This is a genomic window from Bradyrhizobium sp. 44 (assembly GCF_023073095.1).
Taxonomy (GTDB): domain Bacteria; phylum Pseudomonadota; class Alphaproteobacteria; order Rhizobiales; family Xanthobacteraceae; genus Bradyrhizobium.
This window is the reverse complement of record NZ_JADPIY010000014.1, coordinates 148,835-174,662: the sequence shown is the minus strand read 5'-3', so window position 1 is coordinate 174,662 and position 25,828 is coordinate 148,835. Positions and strand designations below refer to the sequence as shown.

The window sequence follows — 25,828 nt, the reverse complement described above, 5'->3', positions numbered from 1 at the left end:
TCATGCCCGGGCTTGTCCCGGGCATCCACGTTTTTGGGTGCCGCTTGCGTGCAAGCCCGTGGATGGCCGGGACAAGCCCGGCCACGACGACGCTGAGAATGGCTTGTATCCCATCTGTCGCAGCGCGGCGTCCTGCTCTAGCTCCGGCCGAGGATCTTCTTCGCGGCGCGAAGATGCGGCCTGTCGATCATCTGGCCGTCGAGGCGCAGCGTGCCGGAGTTCGGATTGTTCGCGAACGCCGCGATCACCTTCTCCGCCCAATTACGCTCGGGCTCGGTCGGCTCGAACGCCGCGTTGACCACGTCGACGTGCTTGGGATGGATCAGCGCTTTCGCCGAAAAACCGTCACGCCGCGCCGCGCGCGTTTCCTGTTCGAGCCCCGCCAGATTGTCGATATCGGTATAGACGGTGTCGATCGGTGCGACCTCGGCCGCGGCCGCCGCCATCAGGCAGAGATCGCGCGCCAGCCGATAAGGGCTATGGAACACGCCGCCTGACGCCTTTTCAGTAGCGCCGAGCGAGGCCGAGAGATCTTCCGCGCCCCACATCAGGCCCGCGAGGCGAGGAGAGCAGCCCTTGTAGCTGCCGAGCCCGAAGATCGATCCTGCGGTTTCGGTCGCGACGCAGACGATGCGTGTTGAGCCGATGGCGATACCAGCCGCAGCTTCCAAAGCTTCGAGCCAGGTCGCGACCTGCCGCACGTCGTCGCCGCCCTGCGATTTCGGCAGCACGATGCCGTCGGGCTTGCCTGGAATCACCGCGGCAAGGTCAGCGAGCGTCATGCCGGTGTCGAGCGCGTTGACGCGGACATAGAGCTGATGGGGTTTGTTGCGGCCGTTGAGCATCGCCAACGTCAACCCGCGAGCCTCCGGCTTCTTGTCGGTGACGACGGAATCTTCGAGATCGATGATCAGCGCGTCGGCCTTGCCTTCGCTGGCCTTCTCGAATTTGCGCGGGGAGTCGCCCGGCACGAATAGCATCGAACGCATCAGACCGGCCTCTTGTGCATCATCGCCATGCGGCGGCATTTTCCGACGATCTCGTCGTTCTGGTTGAGAGCGTGGTGCTCGAACTCGACGATTCCCGCCTTGGGACGCGATTTGGACTCCCGCAATGAAAGAACCTTGGTCGTCGCCCGCAGTGTGTCGCCATGGAAGACCGGTTTCGGAAAGGTGACGTCGGTCATGCCGAGATTGGCAACGGTGGTGCCCATGGTCGTATCATAGACCGTCATGCCGATCATGATGCCGAGCGTGTAAAGGCTGTTGAAAATGCGCTGGCCGAACTCGGTCTGGGCCGAAAAATGCGCGTCGATGTGCAGCGGCTGCGGATTGAGCGTCAGCAGGCTGAACATGGTGTTGTCCATCTCCGTGACGGTCCGCGTCAGGGGATGCCTGAACTCCTGGCCCACGGAAAACTCCTCGAAATAAAGTCCGGCCATCGCGGTCTTCCTCCCTGCGAAATAACAGCGCGCTCACACCATCGCGCCGCATGATCCCATGCATGGTACACACAGTTGGCAGGCAAATTCACGTATCTGTACCCGGTTTTTCGAGCTAAAGAACGCAAGCGAGGGCACGTCCGGGCACAGCAATCGGCCGCGGCCTTCGCGTGGGAAACGCGAAGAGGGGAGATGGCGCGGGCGCGGCTCCCAACAAGGAGACCATCATGGATTTCGCGCTCACCGATCAGCAGGAGGCCATTCGCGACGCCATCGCGAAGATCTGCGAGGGCTTTCCTGACGCCTATTGGCTGAAGAAGGACCACGACGGCGGCTTCCCGCACGACTTCCACAAGGCGCTCGCCGACGCCGGCTGGCTCGGCATCTGCGTGCCGGAGGCCTACGGCGGTTCCGGGCTCGGCATCACCGAAGCCGCGATCATGATGCGCGCCATCGCGGAATCCGGCGCCGGCATGTCGGGCGCATCCGCGGTGCACATCAACGTGTTCGGTCTCAATCCCGTGGTCGTGTTCGGCACCGAGGAACAGCGCAAGCGCATGCTGCCGCCGATGGTCGAGGGCCGCGAAAAGGCGTGCTTTGCCGTGACCGAGCCCAACACCGGCCTCAACACGACCCAGCTCAAGACCCGCGCGGTGGCCAAGAACGACCGCTACATCGTCAACGGCCAGAAGGTGTGGATCTCGACCGCGCAGGTTGCGCACAAGATCCTGCTGCTGGCTCGCACCACGCCGCTGGAGGATGTGCGCTCGCCCACGCATGGGCTGAGCCTGTTCTATACGGACTTCGATCGCAACAGGATCAAGGTCCACGAGATCGAGAAGATGGGCCGCAAGGTCGTCGATTCCAACGAGCTGTTCTTCGAGGATTTCGAGATCCCCATGGAAGATCGGATCGGCGAAGAAGGCAAAGGCTTCCAGTATATCCTCGAAGGCATGAACCCGGAGCGCATCCTGATCGCAGCGGAAGCCGTCGGCCTCGGCAAGCTCGCGTTGTCGCGCGCGACCGAATACGCCAAGACCCGCGTGGTGTTCAACCGGCCCATCGGCAAGAACCAGGGCATTCAACATCCGCTGGCCGTAAACTGGGTTGAGCTCGAGGCGGCCTGGTTGATGGTGATGTCGGCGGCCTGGCAATACGACAAGGGCATGCCTTGCGGCGGCGCCGCCAATGCCGCGAAATACATTGCCGGTGAGGCCGGATATCATGCCTGCGAGCAGGCGGTGATGACCCATGGTGGCTTCGGCTATGCCAAGGAGTTCCATGTCGAGCGTTACTTGCGCGAAGTTCTGATCCCGCGCATCGCGCCGGTCAGCCCGCAGCTTGCGCTCAGCTTCATTGCGGAAAAGGTGCTGGGGCTGGCGAAGTCGTACTAGCTGATGCGCGACCTTTTAGCCGAGACGAATTCGCGTGCTATCCCAGTGGCCGTGCTTATTCCGCGGCGATCCGGTCCATCGCCATGGCACGAAGCCGGGCGCGCTGGATCTTGACTCCGTTGGCGCTGTCGGTGACGGGGAAGGCCTCCACGACATAGATCCGCGCCGGGACCTTGTAGCCGGCGAGCCGCTCGCGTAGGCGCGTGATCAACGCGTCCTGCCGCGGCGGTTCGTGCTGGGGGTCCTGGGTGGGGATCACGAAGGCAACGCAGCTGGCGTTTCCCTTCAGATCGACCGCGACGACCTGGGCGTCGGCCACGCCGGCGCACGATTTGAGCTCGTCCTCGATCTCGCCGGGTGCGACAAGAAACCCGCCGAGCCGCATGGCGTCGCCCGCGCGGGTTTCGTAGACGAAGGAGCCGTCGCCGCGCAGCCGGCCGATATCGCCGGTGCGGAAGAAGCCGTCCGCGGTGATGGCGTCGCGCGTCGCGTCGGGATTGTTGTAGTAGCCGAGGAAGCGGGACGGCGCATGGATCTCGATCTCACCGGAGACGCCGCGAGCCGCGAGTTCGCCGGTCTCGGTGTCGCGCACACGGACCTTGGCCTCCGGGGACATTGGCCAGCCGCCGCCCTCGATGCGATCGGCGAAGCCATCACTCGAGCGTGCAATCGAGAACAGCGCCTGCACCTCGCTGGAACCGTAGAGGCCGTGCAACGGCATGCCGCGCGCCTCGGCCTCCGCGGCAAGCTCGCGCCAGCCGGGCTGGAACGCGGCAAAGCCGCAGAGTTCGAGATGCGGAAACGGATGCGGCGCCTCGGTGGCGGCGAGGATGCGGCGGAACATCTCGTCCGAGCCAAAGGCATGCGTGATCCCGCACTCGCGGAGAATCTTCAGCGCCGGCGCGGCCTCGAAGGCGTCGAGCGCATGGACGATCGCGCCCGCTGCGACGAAGCCGAGCAGGCTCGTCATGCCGAAGGTGCCGCAGAACGGCAGCATGGCCAGCAGCGCATGGCGCGGGGGCGAGAGTTTTAGCGCCTCGGCGACGGAGGCGGCGTGCGTGGCCAGCGTTCGCTGCGAATGCGCGACAAGCTTCGGTCCTTTGGTCGTGCCCGACGTCGTGTAGAGCAGAACCGGCAGATCGAAATCATCCTGAGCCGGCGGGGCCGGCGGATAGGGCTTGTCGAAGGCGTCGAAGCGCACGCATGGCCATTGGGCGGGAATCTCATCCGCGCCCACAACTGCAAGCTCTCGCAGCGTAGGCACCTCGTCCTTCGCAACGTCGGCGAGAATAGCGGCAAAGTCGATCGAGCGAAACGCGGCTTCGATCACCATCAGCCTGGCGCCGGAGAGCTTCAGGAGATGCGCGACCTCCGCGCTGCGGTAGCGTGTATTGACGGCGGCAATGATGGCACCGAGGCGGCCGGCGGCGAACAGCAGCGCGATCCATTCGATCCGGTTGACCAGCCAGACCGCGACGACGTCGCCCTTGCCGATACCGCGCGCGGCAAGCCAGGCGGCGGTCTGCTCGATCTTTTCCGAGAATTCCGCGCGCGAGACCGGCGTGCCGTCGAACACGAAGGCCGGATCGGCGGCCGCCTCGGTCCGGATCAGCGATTGCAGCGAAAATACATTGGCGCTCATGGCAACCGGACTAACCCGACCGCGCGAACCTGTCTACTTGGTGCCGAACATCCGGTCGCCGGCGTCGCCCAGCCCCGGCACGATGTAGCCGTGGTCGTTGAGCCGCTCGTCGATCGCGGCGGTCCAGACCGGCACGTCCGGATGCTCGCTCTGGAACTGCGCGATCCCTTCAGGCGCGGCCAGAAGGCAGACGAAGCGGATGTCGCGGGCGCCGCGCGCCTTCAGCAGCGAGGCGCCGGCGCAAGCCGAGTTGCCGGTCGCCAGCATCGGATCCATCAGGATCACGGTGCGGTCCGAGAGGTCCTGCGGCGCCTTGAAGTAATATTCCACGGCCTGCAATGTCTCAGGATCGCGGTAGAGCCCGATATGGGCGATGCGCGCCGACGGCATCAGCGCCAGCATGCCGTCGAGGAAGCCGACGCCGGCGCGCAGGATCGGCGCCAGCGTGAGCTTCTTGCCGGCGATCTTGGGCGCCCGCATCGGCGCAATCGGCGTCTCGATCTCGACCAGCTCCAGCGGCAGGTCGCGCGTCACCTCGTAGCCGAGCAGCATCCCGATCTCGTTCAGGATCTCGCGAAAGCTCTTGGTCGAGCGGTCCTTCTCCCGCATCAGGGAGAGCTTGTGCTGGACCAGGGGATGGGCGACGACGTTGACGTTGCTGATGCTCATGAAACCGATCTACACGGTTCCGTGAAACTGCGCCAGATCGGCCGAGTGTTTTTGGTGCGGGAGACGTGCCTTCAGCCGGGCGTCGCGACCGCGCTGCGGAGCAGGTTGCTCGCCCCGGAGGCAGCCATGGTTAATTCGCGGTCGATGGGCGTGACGGTTTATGCTCCGAGCCCGCGCGCCACGAGTGTGATGACGAGCGTCAGGACCGCGCCCACTAGCCGAAATCTTCGCAGCCGACCGGCTCGTAGAGCGGGTCAGGCGCGGGACGAATAGTGGGAACGCTCGGACGCGAAACTTCCAGGGCCAATGCCTCGACCTCTATGAAAGCCGACAGCAGCGCGAGCGCGAGATCGGCGTGGCGCGCCTCGACCGCGGGGTCGAGCCAGTCCGGCAACTCGCGCTCGCGCGAGAGAGCGCAGTGCCATTCACCCTCGTCGTAGGCGATGCGGCGGACTTGCCACAGCGGCAGCTCCAGCTCCATCAGTGCCAGCGCGGCATCGGCCCAGGCTTCTGCTTCGATCAGGCGCGTGACGCGCGCAGTGCGCTCGCTCTGCCCGAGCGAAGGGAAGTGCCGGCAGGCGTGATCGATGATCTCGAGCATCAGCGGTCGCGTCATCGTGTGCGCGTGGCGCAGGCGTTCGCTGAGTGAGGGCGGATCGTAGTGCCGGAGAGCGGCGGTCATGTCAGGCCTCCTGGAATTGGCGTCGGTCAGTCGGCCGGCCTCTCCAAAATGGCCAAAACGGCATTTGAAAACGAGATGGGGGCGGGGCGGGAGATATAGGGATTTCATAAGTGTGGGATGTCGGCGGTGGCGCGCCATTCTCGGCCTTCGCCGGGACGACGATGTGAGTGCCTCGTCAGCGTTGTCCGACCACGCCGTCAGCCCCGGCCTTTTATGAGATTCCTATAACTTCGCCACGGCCCTCGTCTCGAAAACCTATGCCTGGGGTGGCACTTCAGCACGGTCAAAGTCCCGGTGGGCGCCGTGGAAATGCACTGGCATTTCCTTTCACGCGCCGACCGGGTCTCCCGAGAAACGGTTGCACCCAAATCAAGGGCGCAACGAGGAGTATCTCCATGATGGACATTCTGATGCTGGCGCTGGGCTTCGGCTTCTTCGCCCTTGCGATCGGCTACACCTATGCCTGCGAACGGCTGTGAGGGAGCGGACCATGATCTTCGATTATTCGCTCGCCGGCGCCGTTTCGCTCGGCCTCCTGTTCTACCTCACTTACGCGCTGCTGCGGCCCGAGCGGTTCTGACCGTGCTCACGAAGCCTGAAGGGTTGATGTCATGACTGTGATCGGTTGGCTCCAGATCATTCTCTTTTGCGTCATTATCGTCGCGCTCACAAAACCGCTCGGCTGGTACATGACGCGCGTGTTCAACGGCGAGCGGACCTTCCTCTCGCCGGTGCTGCGTCCCATCGAGGCCGGCATCTACTGGTTCTCCGGCGTCGACGAGAAGCGCGAGCAGCATTGGCTGACCTATACGGTCGCCATGCTGTTGTTCCATGTCGGCGGCTTCCTCATCATCTACGGCGTGATGCGGTTGCAGGCCGTACTGCCGTTCAATCCGGCCGGCCAAGGCGCGGTCGCCGCGGATCTCTCCTTCAATACGGCGATCTCCTTCATCACCAACACCAACTGGCAGAACTACGGCGGCGAGAGCACGATCTCCTATCTCGTGCAGATGCTCGGCTTGACGCACCAGAACTTCCTGTCGGCGGCGACCGGTATCGCACTCGCGGTCGCCCTGATCCGCGGCTTCTCGCGTGCGTCGGCACGCATCGTCGGAAATTTCTGGGTCGACGTCACCCGCTGCACGCTCTATGTGCTGTTGCCAATCTGTATCGTCTATACGCTGTTCCTGGTCTCGCAAGGCATACCGCAGACGCTCGGTGACTATGTCGAGGCCACCACGCTCGAGGGTGCCAAGCAAACCATTGCGGTCGGCCCGGTCGCCTCCCAGGTCGCGATCAAGATGCTCGGCACCAATGGCGGCGGCTTCTTCAACGCCAATGCGGCGCATCCGTTCGAAAATCCAACCGCGCTGTCCAACTTCATTCAGATGCTGTCGATCTTCGTTCTGGGTGCGGCGCTGACCAACGTGTTCGGCCGCATGGTCGGCAACCAGCGCCAGGGCTGGGCGATCCTGTCCGTGATGGGCGTGCTGTTCGTCGCCGGTGTCGCCATCACCTATTGGGCGGAGGCCAACGGTACTTCGACCCTGCACGCACTCGGCCTGACCGGCGGCAACATGGAAGGCAAGGAGGTTCGCTTCGGCATCGTCGCGTCCTCCCTGTTCGCCGTGATCACGACGGCCGCCTCCTGCGGCGCGGTCAACGCCATGCATGACAGCTTCACGGCGCTCGGCGGCATGATTCCCCTGATCAATATGCAGCTCGGCGAAATCATCGTCGGCGGCGTCGGCGCCGGCCTCTATGGCATGCTGCTGTTCGTCGTGCTCGCGATCTTCGTGGCAGGCCTGATGGTCGGCCGCACGCCGGAGTATGTCGGCAAGAAGATCGAGGCGCGCGAAGTGAAGATGGCGATGCTCGCGATCCTGGTGCTGCCGCTGATGTATCTGGGCTGGACCGCCGTCGGCGTGGTCTATCCGGCGGCGGTCGCCTCGATGGCGAATGCCGGGCCGCATGGCTTCACCGAGGTGCTCTACGCCTTCACCTCGGCGACCGGCAACAACGGCTCGGCCTTCGCGGGCCTCACTGGCAACACCTTCTTCTACAACCTGACGCTCGCAAGCGCGATGTTCGTCGGCCGCTTCTTCATGATCATCCCGGCGATGGCGATCGCGGGTTCGCTGGCCGCCAAGAAATCGATCCCGCCGTCCGCGGGCACCCTCCCGACCACGGGCGGGCTGTTCGTCGGCCTCGTCGTCGGCGTGATCCTGATCATCGGCGGCCTCACCTTCTTCCCGGCCCTCGCCCTCGGCCCCATCGTCGAGCATCTCGCGATGAACACCGGCCAAGTGTTTTGAACAACAAGTGTTCTGAACAGCAAGTGTTCTGATCGACAGCCTTCTGATTGTTTGGAGTGACCTCCATGGATACCATGAAACTGCAAAAACGCGCGTCCGTCTCGGCGATGCTCGATCCCAAGATCGTCGTGCCTGCGATCCGCGCGTCCTTCATCAAGCTCGATCCGCGCTTGATGATCAAGAATCCGGTGATGTTCGTGGTCGAGATCGTGGCCGCGCTCACCACGGTGATCTTCCTGCGCGACCTCGTCACGGGCGGCGAGAATCTCGGCTTCACCTTCCAAATCATCGTTTGGCTCTGGTTCACGGTGCTGTTTGCCAACTTCGCCGAAGCGGTGGCTGAAGGCCGCGGCAAGGCGCAGGCGGAATCGCTGCGCAAGACCCGCACCGAGAGCCAGGCAAAGCTGCTGACCGGCGCCGGCTTGGCCTTCAATCTCGTGTGGGGCACCAGCCTCAAGGTCGGCGACATCGTGCTGGTCGAGGCCGGCGATACCATTCCCTCCGATGGCGAGGTGATCGAGGGCGTTGCGTCCGTCAACGAGGCCGCCATCACCGGCGAGTCCGCACCCGTGATCCGCGAATCTGGCGGCGACCGTTCGGCGGTGACCGGCGGCACCCAGGTGCTGTCCGACTGGATCCGCGTGCGGATCACGGCAGCGCAGGGCTCGACCTTCATCGACCGCATGATCAAGCTGGTCGAGGGCGCGGAACGGGCGAAGACCCCGAACGAGATCGCGCTCAACATCCTGCTGGCCGGCCTCACCATCATCTTCGTGTTCGCCACCGTCACCATCCCGAGTTACGCGGCCTATGCCGGCGGCTCGATTTCGGTGGTTGTGCTGGTCGCGCTATTCGTGACGCTGATCCCGACCACGATTGGCGCGCTGCTGTCGGCGATCGGCATCGCCGGCATGGACCGTCTGGTCCGCTTCAACGTGCTGGCGATGTCCGGCCGTGCGGTCGAGGCCGCCGGAGACGTCGACACGCTGCTGCTCGACAAGACCGGAACGATCACGCTCGGCAACCGCCAGGCGACCTCCTTCCGCCCGGTGCGTGGCGTCACCGAGCAGGAGCTCGCGGACGCCGCCCAGCTCGCATCGCTCGCCGACGAGACCCCGGAGGGTCGTTCGATCGTGGTGCTGGCCAAGGAAAAATACGGCATCCGTGGCCGCGAGATGGCCGAGTTGGGAGCCACCTTCATCCCCTTCACGGCGCAGACCCGCATGAGCGGTGTCGACGCCGGCGGCTCGTCGGTGCGCAAGGGCGCGGTCGATGCGATGCTCAACTATGTCGGTGGCGGTGCACCGCTGGTGGTTGCCTCTGGCAACACGGCTCGTTCCATCCAGCTCGCCGGGCTCTCGGACATCGGTCGCGAGATCCAGACCATTGCCGACGAGATATCGAAGGCCGGCGGCACGCCGCTGGCGGTCGCCAGGGACGGTAGGCTGCTCGGCGTCATCCAGCTCAAGGACATCGTCAAGGGCGGCATCCGCGAGCGCTTTGCCGAGCTGCGGCGCATGGGCATTCGCACCGTCATGATTACCGGCGACAATCCCATGACGGCCGCCGCGATTGCAGCGGAAGCCGGCGTCGACGACTTCCTGGCGCAGGCAACTCCCGAGGACAAGCTCAAGCTGATCCGCGACGAGCAGGCCAAGGGTAAGCTGGTGGCGATGTGCGGCGACGGCACCAACGACGCGCCGGCGCTCGCACAGGCAGACGTCGGTGTCGCCATGAACACCGGCACGCAGGCGGCCCGCGAGGCCGGCAACATGGTCGATCTCGATTCCAACCCGACCAAGCTGATCGAGGTGGTCGAGATCGGCAAGCAGCTCTTGATGACGCGCGGCGCGCTGACCACGTTCTCGATCGCCAACGACGTCGCGAAGTATTTCGCGATCATCCCGGCGATGTTCCTGGCGTTCTACCCCCAGCTCAGCGTGGTCAACGTCATGAACCTGTCGAGCCCGCAGAGCGCCATCCTGTCGGCGATCATCTTCAACGCACTTGTTATCATCGCGCTGATCCCGCTGGCGCTGAAGGGCGTCGCCTATCGCGCGGTCGGGGCCGGCGCACTGCTCCGGCGCAACCTGCTGATCTACGGCCTTGGTGGCATCGTCATTCCCTTCATCGGCATCAAGGCGATCGACCTCGTCGTCGTTGCCTTGCACCTGGCTTAACCCCGTCATTGCGAGCGAAGCGAAGCAATCCAGAATTCTTGCCGCGGCTGAGAGACTGGATTGCTTCGTCGCTTCGCTCCTCGCAATGACGAAAGAAATAGGAGAAACGCATGCTCAGAGAAATCCGCCCCGCCATCGTCCTGCTGCTGGTGCTCACCGCCATCACCGGCCTGGCCTACCCGCTCGCGATGACCGCTATTGCCGGTGCGATCTTCCCCGCGCAGGCGCAGGGCAGCTTGATCGAGAAGGACGGCAAGGTGGTCGGCTCCGCCCTGATCGGGCAGGAGTTCAAGGACGACAAATATTTCCACGGCCGTCCCTCGGCGACGGTGGCGCCGGATCCGAACGATTCGACCAAGACGGTACCGGCGCCCTACAACGCCGCGAATTCGGGTGGCTCAAATCTCGGCCCGACCAGCAAGGCGCTGGCCGACCGGCTGAAGGAAGACGTGGACAAGCTCAGGGGCGAGAATCCGAATGCCGCCGTGCCGGTCGACCTCGTGACGACCTCAGCCAGTGGCCTCGATCCGGATATCTCGCCGGAAGCGGCGCAATTCCAGGTGCCGCGCGTCGCGAAGGCGCGAAACGTGCCGGAGGATCAGGTCAAGCAACTGGTGGCTTCCAACACCCAGGGCCGCCTGCTCGGCCTGATTGGCGAGCCCCGGATCAACGTGCTGACTCTGAATCTCGCGCTCGATCGTGCCACGAAGTAGTCTAGGCTAGGTCCGCGCGGATGATTATATTGATCTGATGGTCCGAGAGCGCCGCGATCCCGAACAACGTCCTTCGCCCGAGGCGCTGCTGGAGGCCGCGCGCCGGGAGGAGGGCGTGAGCGGCAAGCTGAAAATCTTCGTCGGCGCCGCTCCCGGCGTCGGCAAGACCTACGAGATGCTGCAAAGCGCCCACGCCAAGCGCAAGGCCGGCATCGACGTCGTGGTCGGCTTCGTCGAGACCCATGGCCGGGCCGAGACCGAGGCGCTGGTGCGCGGGCTGGAAGTGATCCCGCGCAAGAAGCTCGACTACCGCGGCCAGATTGTCGAGGAAATGGACCTCGACGCCGTGATCGCGCGCCGGCCGAAAATCGCGCTGGTCGACGAGCTCGCCCACACCAATGCTCCTCTTTGCCGTCATCCGAAGCGCTATCTCGATGTCGAGGAGCTGCTGTCCCACGGCATCGACGTCTACACCGCCGTCAATATCCAGCACATCGAGAGCCTGAACGACGTTGTCGCGCAGATCACCCATGTGCGGGTGCGGGAGACCGTGCCGGATTCGGTGTTCGACCGCGCAGACGCTATCGAGCTGATCGACCTCACGCCCGACGACCTGATCCAGCGCCTGAAGGAAGGCAAGGTCTATGTCCCCAGGCAGGCCGAGCGGGCGCTGGAGCATTATTTCTCGCCGGGTAACCTGACTGCGTTGCGCGAACTCGCGCTGCGGCGCACGGCCGAACGGGTCGACGAGCAGCTGCTCACCCACATGCAGGCGAACGCGATCGCCGGTCCCTGGGCCGCAGGCGAGCGCATCCTCGTCTGCGTCAGCGAAGATCCGCGCGCGGCCAGCCTCGTGCGTTACACCAAGCGGCTGGCCGACCGGCTGCACGCGCCGTTTATCGCGGTGTCGATCGAGACGCGGCGGTCCCTGCAAATGTCCGATGAGGAGCGCGACCGGCTGGCCGATACGCTGCGGCTCGCGGAATCGCTCGGCGGCGAGGCGCTGACGATCCCGGGCGTCGGCCGCCGCCTCGCCGACGACGTGGTCAACTTCGCGCAGGGCAACAACGTCACCCAGATCGTGATCGGAAAGTCGACGCGCTCGCTCTGGTTCGAGATGACGCGCGGCTCCGTCGTGCACGATCTGGTGCGCCGCGCCGGCAATATCAGCGTGCATGTCATCCCAGGCGACGAGCTCACGAGCGAGCCGGCGCCGAAGACGGCGGTGCAGACCGCAACGCGATCGGACCCGTTCGATGCGCGGCCCTATCTGAAGGCACTCGGGATCACCGCGCTTGGCCTCGCTGCCGCCGTGGCCATCAAGCCTTATTTCGGCATTGAGAACGTCGACCTGATGTTTCTGACCGCCGTGGTGACGGTTGCCGTGCGCTACGGATTATGGCCGTCGCTGCTTGCGAGCGTCGCGGCGTCGCTCGCCTACAATTTCTTCTTTCTGCCGCCGGTCTATACCTTCACCATCACCGATCCGACCAATGTCGCGGCGTTCTTTTTCTTCATGCTGATAGCGTTCGTGGTGTCGAACGTGGCGGGGCGGGTCCGCACCCAGGCTGATGCTGCGATCGGCCGCATCCGGACCACGGAGCAGCTCTATGCTTTCAGCCGCAAGCTCGCCGGCACCGGTACGCTCGACGACGTGCTGTGGGCGACCGCCTACCAGATCGCGCTGATGCTGAAAGTCCGCGTGGTGCTGCTATTGCCGGACGAAGGTCTGCTCACGGTGAAGTCGGGCTATCCCCCCGAGGACGATCTCGATCAGGCCGACCTTGCCGCCGCCAACTGGGCCAGGAGCAACGACCGCCCTGCAGGCCGCGGCTCGGACACGCTGCCCGGCGCAAAGCGGCTGTTCCTGCCGATGCGCACCGGGCGCGGCCCGATCGGCGTCATCGGCATCGACGACGACCGCACCGGTCCCTTGCTGACGCCGGACCAGCGCCGGCTGCTGGACGCGCTGGTCGACCAAGGCGCGCTGGCGATCGAGCGCGTGCTGCTGGTCGAGGACGTCGATCGCGTCAAGCGCTCCGTCGAATCCGAGCGGCTGCGTTCCGCATTGCTGACCTCGATTTCACACGACCTGAAGACGCCGCTCGCATCCGTGCTGGGTGCGGCCTCGACTATGCGCGATCTTGCCAGCGCGCTCTCCGACACCGAGAAGCGCGACCTGCTGGCGACGGTCATCGACGAATCCGAACGGCTCAACCGCTTCATTGCCAATCTGCTCGACATGACCAAGCTCGAATCCGGCGCCATCGTGCCCAACGCTGCGTTGCACGATCTCGGAGAGATCGTCGGCAGTGCGCTCCGGCGGGCAGCCAAGATCCTCACCGCCCACAAGGTGGAGCTGGAGTTGGCCGCAGATCTTCCCATGCTCCAGCTCGATGCGGTGCTGTTCGAGCAGGTGCTGTTCAACCTGCTCGACAACGCCGCCAAATATTCGCCGCCCCACGCCACGGTCTCGATCCGCAGCCGGCGCGACAGCGATCATGTGGTGCTCCAGATCGCCGACGAGGGCGACGGCATTCCGTCCGAGGAGCTCGAGAGTGTGTTCGACAAGTTTTATCGCGCGCAGAAGGGCGACCATGTCCGTCCCGGCACCGGGCTCGGGCTCGCCATCTCCCGCGGCTTCGTCGAGGCGATGCGTGGCACGATCTCCGCCGCGAATCGCGGCGACCGGAGCGGGGCGGTTCTGACGATTCGTCTGCCCATTCCGGCCCGGACCCACGCATTGGATACCGCCGCATGAGCGCAGCCCCGATCAAGGTGCTGGTCATCGACGACGAGCCGCCGATCCGCAAATTGCTGCGGATGGGGCTCTCGACGCAAGGCTATGAGATCCTGGAGGCGTCGAACGGCAAGACCGCGCTGGAGAAGCTCAGCGAGGATCCCGCGCTGATCATCCTCGATCTCGGCCTGCCCGATATCCAGGGCCATGAGCTGTTACGTACCATCCGCGCCCGCAATGAAGCTGTGCCGATCGTGGTGTTGTCGAGCCGTGGCGATGAGGCCGGCAAGGTGGAGGCGCTCGATCTCGGGGCCGACGATTACCTGACAAAGCCGTTCGGCATGGACGAGCTGCTGGCGCGCCTGCGCGCCGCGCTGCGGCACCAGCTTCAGATTCAGGGCGAACGGCCGGTGTTTCGTGCCGGCGATCTTTCGGTCGATCTGGTGCGCCGGATCGTCAGGGTCGGAGAGCGCGATGTCAAACTGTCGCCGAAGGAATATGACCTCCTGCGTGTGTTGGTGCAGCACGCCGGCAAGGTGCTCACTCACCGCTTCCTGCTGAGGGAACTCTGGGACGAACTGACGGATGCCCAATATCTGCGCGTCTATGTCCGCCAGCTCCGGCAGAAGATCGAAGCCGATCCGGAACGGCCGCAATACGTGCTGACGGAGACGGGGATCGGGTACCGGTTGAAGGCGGGGAATTAGGCTGACCACGTGCGACGATCCGTCATGGCCGGGCTTGTCCCGGCCATCCACGTCCTGACGCGGCATCGAGAACGTGGATGCCCGGGCCTTCGCCGCGCCGAAGGGGCTTCGGCCCCGCAGGCGGGACAAGCCCGGGCATGACGACCGGATGGCGGCGCAAGCCTGCATCAGCATCGTCATTGCGAGCGCAGCGAAGCAATCCAGACTGCCGCCGCGGAAAGATACTGGATTGCTTCGCTGCGCTCGCAATGACGGATTAAGTCAACCCGCCTTCCTCTGCCGCGCCGTCGATCGGTGCGTCTTCTTCGCGGCCCGCTGTCGCCCCGATGCCCGGCGCGCATGAGACTTCGCCGCCGTCTTCTTCCCGCCGCGTCCCTTCAAGCTCTGCTTCAGCGCATCCATCAGGCTAACGACGTTGCTCGGCCGCTCTTCGGGCTCCGGCAGCTCGATCTTTTTGCCGCTGGCCTTGCGCTTCACCAGGGCCTTCAGCGCGTTCTCGTAGTCGTCCTTGAACTTGCTGGGATCGAAATGGGAGGCCTTGGTCTGGAGGATATGGCCGGCGAGCTCAACCATGTCCTTGGTGATCTTCGGGCTCTTGATGTCGTCGAAGAACTGGTCCTCGTCGCGCAGTTCGTAAGGGAAGCGCAGCGTGGTGCCGAGCAGGCCCTTGCCGAGCGGCTCGATCGCGATGATGTGCTCGCGATTGGTGAGTACGATCTTGGCGAGCGCGACGCGATCCTGGTCCTTCATGGCGTCGCGGATCACGGCAAAAGCATCGACCGCGGCCTTGCCGTCGGGCGCGATGTAGTAGGGATGGTTGAGGTAGCGCTGGTCGATCTCGTCGCTCGGCACAAAACTCTCGATGTCGATGGTGTGATTGCTCTCGATCTGGACGGCTTCGAGCTCCTCCGGCTCGATCTCGACATATTTGCCCTTACGCAGCTCGTAGCCGCGTCCCTTCTGGTCGCTTTCGACGACGTCGCCGGTCTCGGCGTCGATCATCTGCTGCTTCAACCGGTTGCCGGTCTCGCGGTTGATCATGTGAAACCGCGTCTTCTCGGCCGCGGTGGTCGCCGGATAAAGCACGACGGGGCAACTGACCAGCGAGAGCTTCAACGTTCCCTTCCAATAGGCGCGCGGTGCCATTCCGTTCTCCAGCGTCTGCGAGTCATTTTGGAACCCCAACCGTCCCGCGGGGTTTTGGTTCCGGGTGGGATGCGGGCCGTGATAGGCTTCCACGCCGAAAGAGAATCCGGGACCAGTCGTGCTGCAAAAGCTCTCCAAGTATCGACAGAAACGTGATTTCGAGAAGACGCCGGAGCCGTCGGGCAAAACCGCGGTGGCGCCATCGAAGCAGCGGCGCTTCGTGATCCAGAAGCACGACGCCACGCGGCTGCACTACGATCTGCGGCTTGAGTTCGACGGCGTCTTCAAGTCCTGGGCGGTGACGAAAGGGCCCTCGCTCGATCCGCACGACAAGCGGCTGGCCGTCGAGGTCGAAGACCACCCGCTCGACTATGGTGATTTCGAGGGCACGATTCCGGAGGGCCAGTACGGCGGCGGCACGGTCATGCTGTGGGACCGCGGCACTTGGGAATCCGAAGATCCCGAACGCGGTTTCAAGAAGGGCGATCTGAAGTTCACCCTGCATGGCGAGAAGCTGCACGGCAGCTGGGTCCTGGTGCGCATGCGCAACGACCGTACCGGCGGCAAACGGACCAATTGGCTCCTGATCAAGCATCGCGACGAACATGTTCGCGAGGGCGCAGACAACGACATTCTCGAGGAGGACAAGTCGGTCGCCTCCGGCCGTGCGATGGATCAGATCGCCGGAGGCAAGGGTCGCGCGCCAAAACCGTTCATGCTGGCGAAGGGCACCAAGGCCAAGGCCGACGCGGTCTGGCAGTCCAACCGGGCGGACGAGGCGAAAGAGCGCACGGTGAAGCCGGCGCCTCGCGCGGCGTTGAAAACCGGCAAAACGGCAAAGAAGAAAGCCACGACTGCCACGAGCGCGAAGAAGGCCGCGGAGATGCCGGATTTCGTCGCGCCGCAGCTCTGCACCTCGGTCGAGCGCCCGCCGGGTGGCGACGGCTGGTGCCACGAGATCAAGTTCGACGGCTACCGCGTGCAGCTGCGGGTCGAGGGCGGCAAGGCGACGTTGAAGACACGCAAAGGCCTCGACTGGACCGAAAAATTCGCAAGCATCGCGAAGGAAGCGGGCGCGTTGCCGGATATGATGATCGACGGCGAGATCGTCGCGCTCGACCACAACGGCGCACCGAATTTTTCATCGCTCCAGGCCGCGCTGTCGGACGGCAAGACCGACGAGCTCATCTTCTTCGCCTTCGACCTCCTGTTCGTCGAAGGCCTCGATTTGCGGCGGCTACCGCTCGGGGAGCGCAAGGACCGCCTCAAGGAGCTCCTGGAGGCACCTAAGAAGAAATCGAGCCAGATTCGCTATGTCGAGCATTTCGAAAGCGGCGGCGACGCCGTGCTGCAATCGGCCTGCAAGCTCGAGCTCGAGGGGGTGGTGTCGAAGAAGCTTGACGCGCCTTATCGTTCGGGGCGGACGGAAAGCTGGACCAAGGCCAAATGCCGCGCCGGCCATGAAGTCGTGATCGGCGGTTACAAGACCACCAACGGCAAATTCCGTTCGCTGATGGCCGGCGTGCACCGCGGTGATCATCTCGCCTTCGTCGGCATGGTCGGCACCGGCTTCGGCGCCGACAAGGTCAAGCGAATCATGCCGTCCTTAAAAGCTATGGAGGCGAAGCAAAGCCCGTTCGGCGGCAAGAACGCACCGAAAAAGACGCGCGAGGTGCACTGGCTGAAGCCGGAGCTCGTGGCGGAGATCGAGTTCGCCGGCTTCACCGCCGACGGCAATATCCGCCAGGCCGCCTTCAAGGGTCTGCGGCAGGACAAGCCGGCGGTGGAGGTCGAGGCCGAGACACCGGTGGATACCGAGCTTGCCGAGCCCACGACGAAGCGGCGCGCCAAGCCGCGCGCGCAAGCGAAGACTGGCGCACGAACGGCCCAGGCTGGCGGCAGTGCCGAAGTGATGGGAGTCGTCATCTCCAAGCCGGACAAGGAGCTCTGGCCGGACGACGGCAATGGCGATCCCGTCACCAAGCTGGATCTCGCGCGCTATCTCGAAGCCGTCGGCGAATGGATGATCGTGCACCTGAAGGGCCGGCCGTGCTCGCTGATCCGCGCCCCTGACGGCATCAAGGGCGAATGCTTCTTCCAGCGCCATGCCATGCAGGGCACGTCAAACCTTCTGGAGCTCGCGCGGGTCTCCGGCGACCGCAAGCCTTACCTGCAGATCGATCGGGTCGAGGGGCTCGCGGCCGTAGCACAGATTGGTGGCGTCGAGCTGCATCCCTGGAATTGCGCGCCCTACGCCTACGATATCCCGGGCCGGCTGGTGTTCGATCTCGATCCCGCGCCCGACGTCGTCTTCGCCGAGGTCGTTGAGGCCGCCAAGGAGATGCGGCAGCGGCTGACCGACATCGGCATGGAAAGCTTCTGCAAGACCACCGGCGGCAAGGGCCTGCACGTCGTGGTGCCCTTGCGCCATGGCGCGCGCGACCAGGTGAGCTGGAAAGAGGCGAAGGCCTTCGCACAAGGCGTCTGCCAGTGGATGGCGGACGACGCTCCCGAGCGCTACCTGCTCAACATGTCGAAGAAGTTGCGAGAGGGAAAGATCTTCCTGGACTATTTGCGCAACGACCGCATGTCGACTGCGGTGGCCCCTCTGTCGCCGCGCGCGCGCGCCGGCGCCACCGTGTCGATGCCGCTCACCTGGGCGCAGGTGAAGACCGATCTTGATCCGAAGCGCTATACGTTGCGGACGGTGCCGGGGCTGCTGCCGCGGTCGAAGGCGTGGGACGGTTATGACGATGCCGCCGCGTCGATCAAGGCCGCGATCAAGAAGCTCGCCGGGAAAACAAAGTAGGGTGGGCAAAGCGAAGCGTGCCCACCATCCTCTCTCGGCCGAGCAAAAAGGGGGGCACGGCGCGTTGCGCCTTTGCCCACCCTACTAGATATTCGCTCGGTCGCTAGATCCGTCCCAGCAGCAACAGGATCAGCAAGATCACGATGACTAGCCCGAGGCCGCCGCCGCCGTAATAGCCGGTGCCGTAGAACGGGCCGCCGCCGATGCCGCTGAAGCCGCCGAGTAGCGCGATGACCAAAATGATCAGAATGATCGTACCGATAGACATGCGGAAATCTCCTCCAGCCCTTCGTTGAAGGGTCGTTTGCAACCTGTCCCGTGGTGCGAGGGCAACTTGCCGCAGGTTCTAAAGTTCCGCCAATGAAACACCGGGTGCACGCGCAACTTGCATGGAACCTTTGTGGTACCGGCGGGCATGACTATGTGAGGTTCAATCACTAACCGGGCAGAGCCATGTCAGCACCGCTTGTCGTCTCCATTCCCCACCGCCTCGGCCGCGAGGAGGCGGTGCGCCGGCTCAAGACTGGGCTCGGCCGTTCTGCGGCGAGCATTCCCGTGATGCAGGTCGAGGAGGAGCGCTGGAACGGCGACAGCATGAATTTTCGCATCCGCGCGCTCGGGCAGATCGCAACGGGGCAGGTCGACGTCGCCGACGATCATGTCAAGGTGCAGGTCGTGCTGCCCTGGCTATTGCAGCGCTTTGCGGAGATGGCGCAGGCCACGATCCGCAAGCGTGGCCAGCTGCTGTTGGGCAAAGACGCGAAAAGTTAGCGTTCAAGCGCGGGCGCGCTGCCGCACCGGCTTCGCCGCACCCGCGGGGCGCGCCGGGATGACCGTAGCGGGAAAACCGCGAAGCGCCTGCGCCAGCGGCAGATCGTTGCCGGCCAAACCCGGCACGTTGTAGCCCGTGACGTCGATGGTGGCGTCGGCCCCATCGAGCGCCGGCCATTCGCGTCCGGCTTGCGTGAACGGTGCGAAGTGGCGCCCGACCGCGACGATTGCCGCGGCGCGGCCGTGGCGGCGGGCAAAGGCCACGACATGGTCGGCATGTGCGCCCCGCACCTGAAGCGGCTGGTAGTCACCTCGCGCGAAGACGTCGGGCAGCTCGCTGCGCAGCTTGAGCAGGTGCCGCGTCCAGGCCAGCTTGAGCTGGCCGTCCGGCCAGCTCTTGATCAGGTGATTCCAGTTCGGATTGTCCAGCGTGCCCAGCGCCGCGTGTCGCGCGGAAAAATCCACCGGACGCCGGTTGTCGGGATCGACCAGCGAGAGGTCCCAGAATTCGGTGCCTTGGTAGAAGTCGGGCACGCCCGGCAGAGTCGCCTTGAGCGTGAGCTGGCTCAGCGCATTCAGCGCGCCGAGCAGCGCGACGCGGCGAACCAAGGTTTGCAGCGCCTCGAGGAATTCGCCTGACAGCGCGGGATCGAGGATCTTCGCGATGAAGCTCTTGACGCCGTTCTCATAGGCCTCGTGCGGGTTGAGCCAACTCGTCTCCTCCTTGCCCTCGCGCGCGGCCTTGAGCGCAAAGGCCTGGATACGCGCGACGAAACCGGCATCTGCCGTCTCCACAAGCGGCCAGGCGCCGAGCAGGGTCTGGTAGAGCATGTATTCGAACGTGGCCGACGGAGCGCGCAGATTGCCGTCGAGCGCGAGGTGCGGTGCGTTCAGGACTTTCCAGCGCGCGACCGCGCTGGTCCATTCGCCGGGAATTTCACTTAAGGCGGCGACCCGCGCCCGGGCGTCCTCGCCACGTTTGGTGTCGTGCGTGGCGGTCGCCGTCATCCCTTGCGGCCATTCCCTGGCGCGGGCCTGCATGGTGTCGTGGAAAGCGGGAATGGTGAGGCCCTTGCTCGCGGGATCGCCGCCGACTTCGTTCAGGGCGAGCAGCCGGTGGAATTGATAGAAGGCAGTGTCCTCCAGCGATTTCGCCATCATCGGCCCGGTGAATTGCTGCACCTTCAGCGCAAAGCGGCGCACCCGCGGCGCGCTGTGAGGGGGACGGCCAGGCTTGAGCAGATCCATGGTGAGCGCGTCGCGCAGGAAGTCGAAAATGCCTTCGTCTGCGGCAAACCATTCCCGGCGCGCTTGCTCGATGGTGTCGTCGATCAGCTTGCGATCGTTCGCCGTCGGCGCGCCTGTCGTCAAATAGGTGCGGTACACCGGGAAATGCAGCACATAGAGCTCGAGCGCCTGCCGCAGGCTGTCGGCGGAAAAGTCGCGGGTCGAATAGTGCCCGTTGGCGATGCGCGCAAGCAGGCGCGTCAGAACCGTGAATTCGCTGGTCAGCAGCGTCTCCAGCACGCGCCTTTTGGCGTCCTTGACGTAAGGCGCCAGCCGTGGCGGCCGGTTGCTGATCTGCCGCCAGATCTCGTCGAGGGCCTCCAGCCCCTTGGCGTCGACCAGAACGTGAGTGATGGCATTCATCCACTCATAGCCGGTGGTGCCCTGGACGCCGGCGAAATGCGGCAGGCGCTCGTGCTCGCACAGGATCTTCTCGATCACCGTATAGAACGGCCTTGTGGTGCCCTGCGCGTCGCGCACCAGCCGGCGCAGCCGCTGGCAATATTGCGCGGGATCGCGCAGCCCGTCGATATGATCAAGCCGGATGCCTTGCAGTTTGCCTTCGGCAATGAGTTGCTTCACCAGCCGGTGCGTGGCGGCGAACGTGCCGGGATCCTCGACGCGCATGCCGGCGAGCCCGTTGACGTCGAAGAAGCGGCGATAGTTGATGTCGCTGGAGGCAAGCCGCCAGTGCCCGAGCTTGTAGTGCTGGCGCTCCAGCAAATGATGCAGCGCCAGCGTCTGCGCGGGGCGGTCCTTGGCGGCGCGATACGCGCCGAGGCCGCGCGCGATGATGTCGGCGCTGCCTGCGATCTCCCTGAGCTCCGCCTTGAAGCCGGGCGCTTCCTTGCGGTTGGGACGGCGCAGTCCCGTGTAGCGCGCCGCGAGCGACAGCATGCGCTTGCCGGCCTCGGACTCGGCGGCGTCGGCTTCCTTCACGATCATCCGCAGCATCTCGCCATAACGCTCCGGCGCGATCGGCAATCGATGCTCGAAATACCAGGCGGAGAAACTACCTTCATTGGCATCGTAGCGCAGCTCGATATCGCCACTCTCGAGCGCTTCGCCATAGGACGCTCCGAGGATCGGCAGCAGCACGCCGCCACGGGCGCGGAAAGCCAGTTGATCCCAGTCGATATCGAAGGAGACGGCGTGCGGCGAGGCCTGGCCCCATTCCAGCACGTCCAGCCACCAGGGATTGTCGGCAAAGTGGACGCCGACATGGTTCGGTACGAAATCGATGATGAGGCCGAGGTCGTGTCGCGTCAGCGCCTCGCTCAGCCGGGCGAAGCCGGCCTCGCCGCCGAGCTCCGGATTGAACTGGCTGTGGTCGACGGTGTCATAGCCGTGGGTCGAGCCCTTGCGGGCCTTCATCACCGGCGAGGTGTAGAGATGCGTGATTCCCAGCGCCTTCAGATAGGGCACCACCGCGGCGGCCTTGTCGAAGTCGAAATCCGCGGTGAGCTGAAGCCGGTAGGTTGCGAGAGGAACGGCTGAAGGCATGTCAAACTCCGAGGCGCCAGACCACCGACCAGGGCGCAAGCCGGTCGCCGGTCGCGCCGCCCCAGATCAGGGTCCCCACACCGCCGGAATATGCGGCGTCCTTGTCGGCGAGATTGGCTACGAGGCGCAACGTCGCGCCATCTCCCATGTGCCAATGTGCGGTGAGCAGGCCGCTATCGGCTACGGCGGCATCACCGAAGCGCGCACCTTTCAGTCGTGGCGCGATCTCTTTGTGACGGAGTGCGAGCAGCTCCCGCACCAGCGCGAGACGTGCATCCTGCTCCGGCGTGTGGCCGGTCCAGTCGAGCACGGCCGATTGCGGCGTTGCCGGATCGAGCGGGTCGGGCACCTCGTCGCCATACGTCTCATAGGCCCAGGCATACTCCTGCTTGCGCCCCTTGCGGACGGCATCAGCCAGCCCGCCCTCGAAGTCGCAGAAGAACGGGAAGGGCACGATGGAGCCCCACTCCTCGCCCTGAAACAGCATCGGCACCATCGGCGCGAGCAGGGTCACCGCGAGTGCTGCTTCGATCTGCTTGGGCGATGCCAGGCTTTCGAGCCGGTCACCGAGCGGCCGGTTGCCGATCTGGTCGTGGTTTTGCAGGAAGTTGACGAAGGTTGCCGGCGGCAGCTCGTCGCTTTTCTCGCCGCGCGGCTGCTTGCCCCAGAATTCCGAGATCTCGCCCTGATAGACGAAGCCGGAGGCGAGCGCGCGTGCGAGATCGAGCCGCGGCGTTTGATAGTCCGCGTAATAGCCGGCGAGCTCTCCCGTCAGCATCACGTGCCAGACGTGGTGGTAGTCGTCGTTCCACTGGGCGCGATATTTGCCGTTCGGTGGCTCCTGCGCCGCGTCGAGCAGGCTCGCGCGGTTGTCGCCGTTCTCCAGCACGAGATGGATATGCCGCCCCGTCGCCTTGGCAAGCTCGCCCGCGGCGACGCTGAGGTCCTGCAGCATCGATTGCTCGCCGGGGATCGCCATGATGTGGTTGGCGGCATCAAGCCTGAGGCCGTCGAAGCGATAGTCGCTGAGCCACGACAGCGCGTTCTCGACGGCAAAAGCGCGAACCTGCGGCACGCGATAATCGATCGCACTGCCCCACGGCGTATGCGCGTCGGTGAAGAAGGTCGGCGCGTAGCGGCCGAGGTAATTTCCCTCGGGCCCGAAATGATTATAGACGACGTCGAGGAACATCATCAGCCCGCGCAGATGGGCTTCGTCGATCAGCCTTTTCAAATCATCGGGATGACCATAGGCGCTGTCGGGCGCGTACCACAGCACGCCATCATAACCCCAGCCGCGGCGACCGGCGAAGTCGGCCAGCGGCATCAGCTCGACCGCGGTGATGCCGGTCGCGACGAGATGATCGAGCTTGTCGATCATGGCGCGATAGGTGCCTTCCGCGGTGAAGGTGCCGACATGCGTCTCGATCAGCACCGTCTCCTCCCAGGGACGGCCGCGCCAATCGGATGCGCGCCAGGCAAAGGCGTCATGATCGATCACCTCGCTCGGGCCGAACACGTCGTCCGGCTGGAATGCAGACGCCGGATCGGGCACGTCGATCTCGTCGTCGATCCTGAATTTGTAGGTGCTGCCGACGGGCAGATTGGCAATCTCGGCGACATACCAGCCATCCTGCCGGCGCTGCATCGCGTGTCGTCTGTCGAGCAGCAGATCGACACGGCGCGCCGCAGGCGCCCACAGCCGGAACGACACGCCGTCCTTCGTCGGCCTCGCCCCGAAGGATGGCCTCATAGCGCCCCCGCGAAAGCGAGCACGGAGCGCGGCGGCGCCTTGCTGTCGCTTCCGGGCTGGAAGTCGACCGTGTTCAGCTTGGCGTCGGTCGTGTTCAGGATTTGCTGCCAACTCTTGTATTCAGTCATTTTTGGCAATTTGAATGCGATCTCTTCGGGGGCTGCGTTGAGTACGATAAAGATCGCGGCGCTGCCGGGTTCCATCGGTCCCATCACATAGGAGAGGAACCGCCCTTCCGGGAATTTCCAGTCGCTTTCCGTCATTTCGTCGCCGGCCGGCGTCAGCCACAGCGCGCCGTAGGAGATGCCGTCCTTGGGGCGGCCGTCGAGCCAGCGATGGCTGCGAAGCTGCGAGAACCGACGGCGGATATCGGCGAGCTCGGCGACGAAATCGACCATGTCGTCGCCGTCCTTGCCGAGATTGTCCCAGCCGACCCAGCCAACCTCGTTGTCCTGGCAATAGGCGTTGTTGTTGCCTGATTGCGAATTCCCGACCTCGTCGCCGGCGAGGATCAGCGGAATGCCCTGCGCCAGCATGAGGCAAGCCAGCACGTTCTTGCGAAGCTGCCGGCGCAAGCTGACGATTTGGGGATCGTCGGTCGGGCCCTCGACACCGCAATTGTTGCTGTGGTTGTCGTTGGAGCCGTCGCGATTGTCCTCGCCATTGGCCTCGTTGTGCTTCTCGTTGTAGCTGAAGAGATCTGCGAGGGTGAAACCGTCATGCACGGTGATGTGGTTGACGCTGGCGCGCGGCCGCCGTCCGTCGTGGTTGAACAGGTCGGAGGACGCCGTCATGCGGCTGGAGATGTCGCCGATCAGGCTGCCTTCGCCGCTCCAGTAGCGGCGCATGGCGCTGCGGTAACGGTCGTTCCACTCCGACCATTGCGAGGGAAATGCGCCGACCTGGTAGCCGCCGAGGCCGAGGTCCCAGGGTTCGGCGACGAGCTTGACGCTCGCCAGCACCGGATCCTGCCGGATCGCGGTCAGGAACGAGCTGCCGCGATCATAACCATTCGGCCCGCGCGCCAGCGTGGTGGCGAGGTCGAAACGGAAACCGTCGACGTGGCAGACCTCGACCCAGTAGCGCAGGGAATCCATCACCATCTGCAGCACGCGCGGATGGGTGAGGTTCACCGACGAGCCGCAGCCGGTGAAGTCGTCGTAATAGCGCGGGTTCTCGCGGTTCAGCCAGTAATAAGACGCGTTGTCGATGCCGCGATAGCACAGCGTCGGGCCGAGGTGATTGCCCTCGGCTGTGTGGTTATAGACGACGTCGAGCATCACCTCGATGCCGGCATCGTGCAGGCGCGCGACCGTGGTGCGAAAGGAATCGAGGGCGTTGTCCTGGGCGTAGCGCTGCTCGGGCGCGAAGAAGGACAGGGTGTTATAGCCCCAGTAATTGACGAGCTTCTTCTCCACCAGGATGCGGTCATCGACGAAGCTGTGCACCGGCAGAAGCTCCACCGTGGTGACGCCGAGCTTCTTCAGGTGCTCGATGATGGCCGGCGAGGACAAGCCGCCATAGGTGCCGCGCAAATTCGGCGGCACGTCGTCGCGCTTCTGTGTCAGTCCCTTGACGTGGGCCTCGTAGATGATGGTGTCTTCCCAGGGAATGTTGGGCCGGATCTCGCGCCGGCCCCAGTTGAAGGTCTCGTCGACGACGACGGCCTTAGGCATGCCGCGCGCGTTGTCGCGCCGGTCGAACGACAGGTCCTCGCGCGGGCTTCCGGTGCGATAGGCGAAATGCGCGTCGCTCCAGACCAGCCGCCCGGAAAGCCGCTTGGCATAGGGGTCGAGCAGCAGCTTGTTGGCGTTGAAGCGGTGGCCGTGCTCGGGCTCGTAGGGGCCATGCACGCGGTAGCCGTAGAGCTGGCCGGGCGAGACGTCGTTGAGATAGCCGTGCCAGACATCCTCGGTGCGCTCCGGCAGCTCGACGCGTTCGAGCTCGCGGCGGCCCTGCATGTCGAACAGACACAACTCGACCTTCTGCGCGTTGGCGGAGAACAGCGCGAAATTGGTGCCGCGTCCGTCCCAGCTTGCGCCGAGGCGTGCGGGCGATCCAGCAGTCAGGCGCATC

General features: G+C 64.6%; 19 protein-coding genes. 9 read left to right on the top strand and 10 right to left on the bottom strand.

What is annotated here, in order from left to right; genetic code table 11:
• Positions 1-137 precede the first annotated feature (137 nt).
• Both IVB41_RS11615 and IVB41_RS11610 read right to left on the bottom strand, forming a co-directional pair.
• A complete protein-coding gene (locus IVB41_RS11615) occupies positions 138-989 on the bottom strand; it encodes a CoA ester lyase (RefSeq protein WP_247287818.1) in 852 nt (283 codons plus the stop codon).
• Entirely contained in the window at positions 989-1,441 is a 453-nt protein-coding gene (locus tag IVB41_RS11610; protein WP_007595761.1) for a MaoC family dehydratase, read from the bottom strand. Before IVB41_RS11610 ends, IVB41_RS11615 begins: the two co-directional genes overlap by 1 nt.
• Positions 1,442-1,668: 227 nt before the next feature.
• Between IVB41_RS11610 and IVB41_RS11605 the strand changes: the two genes are divergently transcribed.
• Positions 1,669-2,835, top strand: a complete 1,167-nt coding sequence (locus IVB41_RS11605) for an acyl-CoA dehydrogenase family protein (protein ID WP_247358431.1) — start codon at positions 1,669-1,671, stop codon at positions 2,833-2,835.
• A gap of 55 nt (positions 2,836-2,890) precedes the next feature.
• Here the strand turns inward: IVB41_RS11605 and IVB41_RS11600 are convergent, their stop codons facing one another.
• The 3 genes from IVB41_RS11600 to IVB41_RS11590 all read right to left on the bottom strand — a co-directional run bounded on the left by IVB41_RS11600 (position 2,891) and on the right by IVB41_RS11590 (position 5,828).
• On the bottom strand, positions 2,891-4,477 hold the full coding sequence (locus IVB41_RS11600; protein WP_247431142.1) for an AMP-binding protein: 1,587 nt from the start codon (positions 4,475-4,477) through the stop codon (positions 2,891-2,893).
• Positions 4,478-4,510: 33 nt separating this feature from the next.
• A complete protein-coding gene (upp, locus tag IVB41_RS11595) occupies positions 4,511-5,146 on the bottom strand; it encodes a uracil phosphoribosyltransferase (RefSeq protein ID WP_085351919.1) in 636 nt (211 codons plus the stop codon).
• Positions 5,147-5,360: 214 nt separating this feature from the next.
• A complete protein-coding gene (locus IVB41_RS11590) occupies positions 5,361-5,828 on the bottom strand; it encodes a hypothetical protein (RefSeq protein ID WP_247431139.1) in 468 nt (155 codons plus the stop codon).
• 490 nt (positions 5,829-6,318) lie between these two features.
• Here IVB41_RS11590 and IVB41_RS11585 point away from each other — a divergent pair, with 490 nt between their 5' ends.
• From IVB41_RS11585 to IVB41_RS11560, 6 genes are all read left to right on the top strand, one after another.
• Positions 6,319-6,408, top strand: coding sequence for a K(+)-transporting ATPase subunit F (locus IVB41_RS11585; protein WP_018454042.1), 90 nt, complete (start codon positions 6,319-6,321; stop codon positions 6,406-6,408).
• Positions 6,409-6,439: 31 nt separating this feature from the next.
• A complete protein-coding gene (gene kdpA / locus IVB41_RS11580) occupies positions 6,440-8,143 on the top strand; it encodes a potassium-transporting ATPase subunit KdpA (protein ID WP_247431136.1) in 1,704 nt (567 codons plus the stop codon).
• Positions 8,144-8,208: 65 nt separating this feature from the next.
• Entirely contained in the window at positions 8,209-10,323 is a 2,115-nt protein-coding gene (gene kdpB / locus IVB41_RS11575; RefSeq protein WP_247431133.1) for a potassium-transporting ATPase subunit KdpB, read from the top strand.
• Positions 10,324-10,433: 110 nt separating this feature from the next.
• Positions 10,434-11,036 carry a K(+)-transporting ATPase subunit C gene (locus IVB41_RS11570; protein ID WP_247431129.1) on the top strand — a complete coding sequence of 201 codons (603 nt, stop codon included), beginning with the start codon at positions 10,434-10,436 and terminating at the stop codon, positions 11,034-11,036.
• Positions 11,037-11,073: 37 nt separating this feature from the next.
• Positions 11,074-13,797 carry a sensor histidine kinase KdpD gene (locus IVB41_RS11565; protein ID WP_247431124.1) on the top strand — a complete coding sequence of 908 codons (2,724 nt, stop codon included), beginning with the start codon at positions 11,074-11,076 and terminating at the stop codon, positions 13,795-13,797.
• Entirely contained in the window at positions 13,794-14,483 is a 690-nt protein-coding gene (locus IVB41_RS11560; protein WP_247431122.1) for a response regulator, read from the top strand. Before IVB41_RS11565 ends, IVB41_RS11560 begins: the two co-directional genes overlap by 4 nt.
• Positions 14,484-14,744: 261 nt before the next feature.
• Here the strand turns inward: IVB41_RS11560 and IVB41_RS11555 are convergent, their stop codons facing one another.
• Positions 14,745-15,629 carry a Ku protein gene (locus tag IVB41_RS11555; protein WP_247431119.1) on the bottom strand — a complete coding sequence of 295 codons (885 nt, stop codon included), beginning with the start codon at positions 15,627-15,629 and terminating at the stop codon, positions 14,745-14,747.
• Positions 15,630-15,747: 118 nt separating this feature from the next.
• Here IVB41_RS11555 and ligD point away from each other — a divergent pair, with 118 nt between their 5' ends.
• A complete protein-coding gene (gene ligD / locus IVB41_RS11550) occupies positions 15,748-18,438 on the top strand; it encodes a DNA ligase D (RefSeq protein ID WP_247431117.1) in 2,691 nt (896 codons plus the stop codon).
• Between the two features lie 103 nt (positions 18,439-18,541).
• Here ligD and IVB41_RS11545 read toward each other — a convergent pair whose 3' ends face one another.
• Entirely contained in the window at positions 18,542-18,706 is a 165-nt protein-coding gene (locus IVB41_RS11545; RefSeq protein WP_007595743.1) for a DUF3309 family protein, read from the bottom strand.
• A 185-nt stretch (positions 18,707-18,891) separates the two neighbouring features.
• Between IVB41_RS11545 and IVB41_RS11540 the strand changes: the two genes are divergently transcribed.
• A complete protein-coding gene (locus tag IVB41_RS11540) occupies positions 18,892-19,209 on the top strand; it encodes a polyhydroxyalkanoic acid system family protein (RefSeq protein WP_247431114.1) in 318 nt (105 codons plus the stop codon).
• A 3-nt stretch (positions 19,210-19,212) separates the two neighbouring features.
• Here the strand turns inward: IVB41_RS11540 and treY are convergent, their stop codons facing one another.
• From treY to glgX, 3 genes are read right to left on the bottom strand one after another with little or no spacing between them, the layout of a single operon-like run.
• Positions 19,213-21,999, bottom strand: coding sequence for a malto-oligosyltrehalose synthase (gene treY, locus IVB41_RS11535; protein WP_247431111.1), 2,787 nt, complete (start codon positions 21,997-21,999; stop codon positions 19,213-19,215).
• Between the two features lies 1 nt (position 22,000).
• Positions 22,001-23,752, bottom strand: a complete 1,752-nt coding sequence (gene treZ, locus IVB41_RS11530; protein ID WP_247431108.1) for a malto-oligosyltrehalose trehalohydrolase — start codon at positions 23,750-23,752, stop codon at positions 22,001-22,003.
• Positions 23,749-25,827, bottom strand: coding sequence for a glycogen debranching protein GlgX (gene glgX, locus IVB41_RS11525; RefSeq protein WP_247431105.1), 2,079 nt, complete (start codon positions 25,825-25,827; stop codon positions 23,749-23,751). Before glgX ends, treZ begins: the two co-directional genes overlap by 4 nt.
• Position 25,828 lies beyond the last annotated feature (1 nt).

Coding starts and splice junctions, on each gene's coding strand:
- IVB41_RS11615 (WP_247287818.1), bottom strand. CDS start 989: ATGCGTTCGATGCTATTCGTGCCGGGCGACTCCCCGCGCAAATTCGAG.
- IVB41_RS11610 (WP_007595761.1), bottom strand. CDS start 1,441: ATGGCCGGACTTTATTTCGAGGAGTTTTCCGTGGGCCAGGAGTTCAGG.
- IVB41_RS11605 (WP_247358431.1), top strand. CDS start 1,669: ATGGATTTCGCGCTCACCGATCAGCAGGAGGCCATTCGCGACGCCATC.
- IVB41_RS11600 (WP_247431142.1), bottom strand. CDS start 4,477: ATGAGCGCCAATGTATTTTCGCTGCAATCGCTGATCCGGACCGAGGCG.
- upp (WP_085351919.1), bottom strand. CDS start 5,146: ATGAGCATCAGCAACGTCAACGTCGTCGCCCATCCCCTGGTCCAGCAC.
- IVB41_RS11590 (WP_247431139.1), bottom strand. CDS start 5,828: ATGACCGCCGCTCTCCGGCACTACGATCCGCCCTCACTCAGCGAACGC.
- IVB41_RS11585 (WP_018454042.1), top strand. CDS start 6,319: ATGATCTTCGATTATTCGCTCGCCGGCGCCGTTTCGCTCGGCCTCCTG.
- kdpA (WP_247431136.1), top strand. CDS start 6,440: ATGACTGTGATCGGTTGGCTCCAGATCATTCTCTTTTGCGTCATTATC.
- kdpB (WP_247431133.1), top strand. CDS start 8,209: ATGGATACCATGAAACTGCAAAAACGCGCGTCCGTCTCGGCGATGCTC.
- IVB41_RS11570 (WP_247431129.1), top strand. CDS start 10,434: ATGCTCAGAGAAATCCGCCCCGCCATCGTCCTGCTGCTGGTGCTCACC.
- IVB41_RS11565 (WP_247431124.1), top strand. CDS start 11,074: ATGGTCCGAGAGCGCCGCGATCCCGAACAACGTCCTTCGCCCGAGGCG.
- IVB41_RS11560 (WP_247431122.1), top strand. CDS start 13,794: ATGAGCGCAGCCCCGATCAAGGTGCTGGTCATCGACGACGAGCCGCCG.
- IVB41_RS11555 (WP_247431119.1), bottom strand. CDS start 15,629: ATGGCACCGCGCGCCTATTGGAAGGGAACGTTGAAGCTCTCGCTGGTC.
- IVB41_RS11545 (WP_007595743.1), bottom strand. CDS start 18,706: ATGTCTATCGGTACGATCATTCTGATCATTTTGGTCATCGCGCTACTC.
- IVB41_RS11540 (WP_247431114.1), top strand. CDS start 18,892: ATGTCAGCACCGCTTGTCGTCTCCATTCCCCACCGCCTCGGCCGCGAG.
- treY (WP_247431111.1), bottom strand. CDS start 21,999: ATGCCTTCAGCCGTTCCTCTCGCAACCTACCGGCTTCAGCTCACCGCG.
- treZ (WP_247431108.1), bottom strand. CDS start 23,752: ATGAGGCCATCCTTCGGGGCGAGGCCGACGAAGGACGGCGTGTCGTTC.
- glgX (WP_247431105.1), bottom strand. CDS start 25,827: ATGCGCCTGACTGCTGGATCGCCCGCACGCCTCGGCGCAAGCTGGGAC.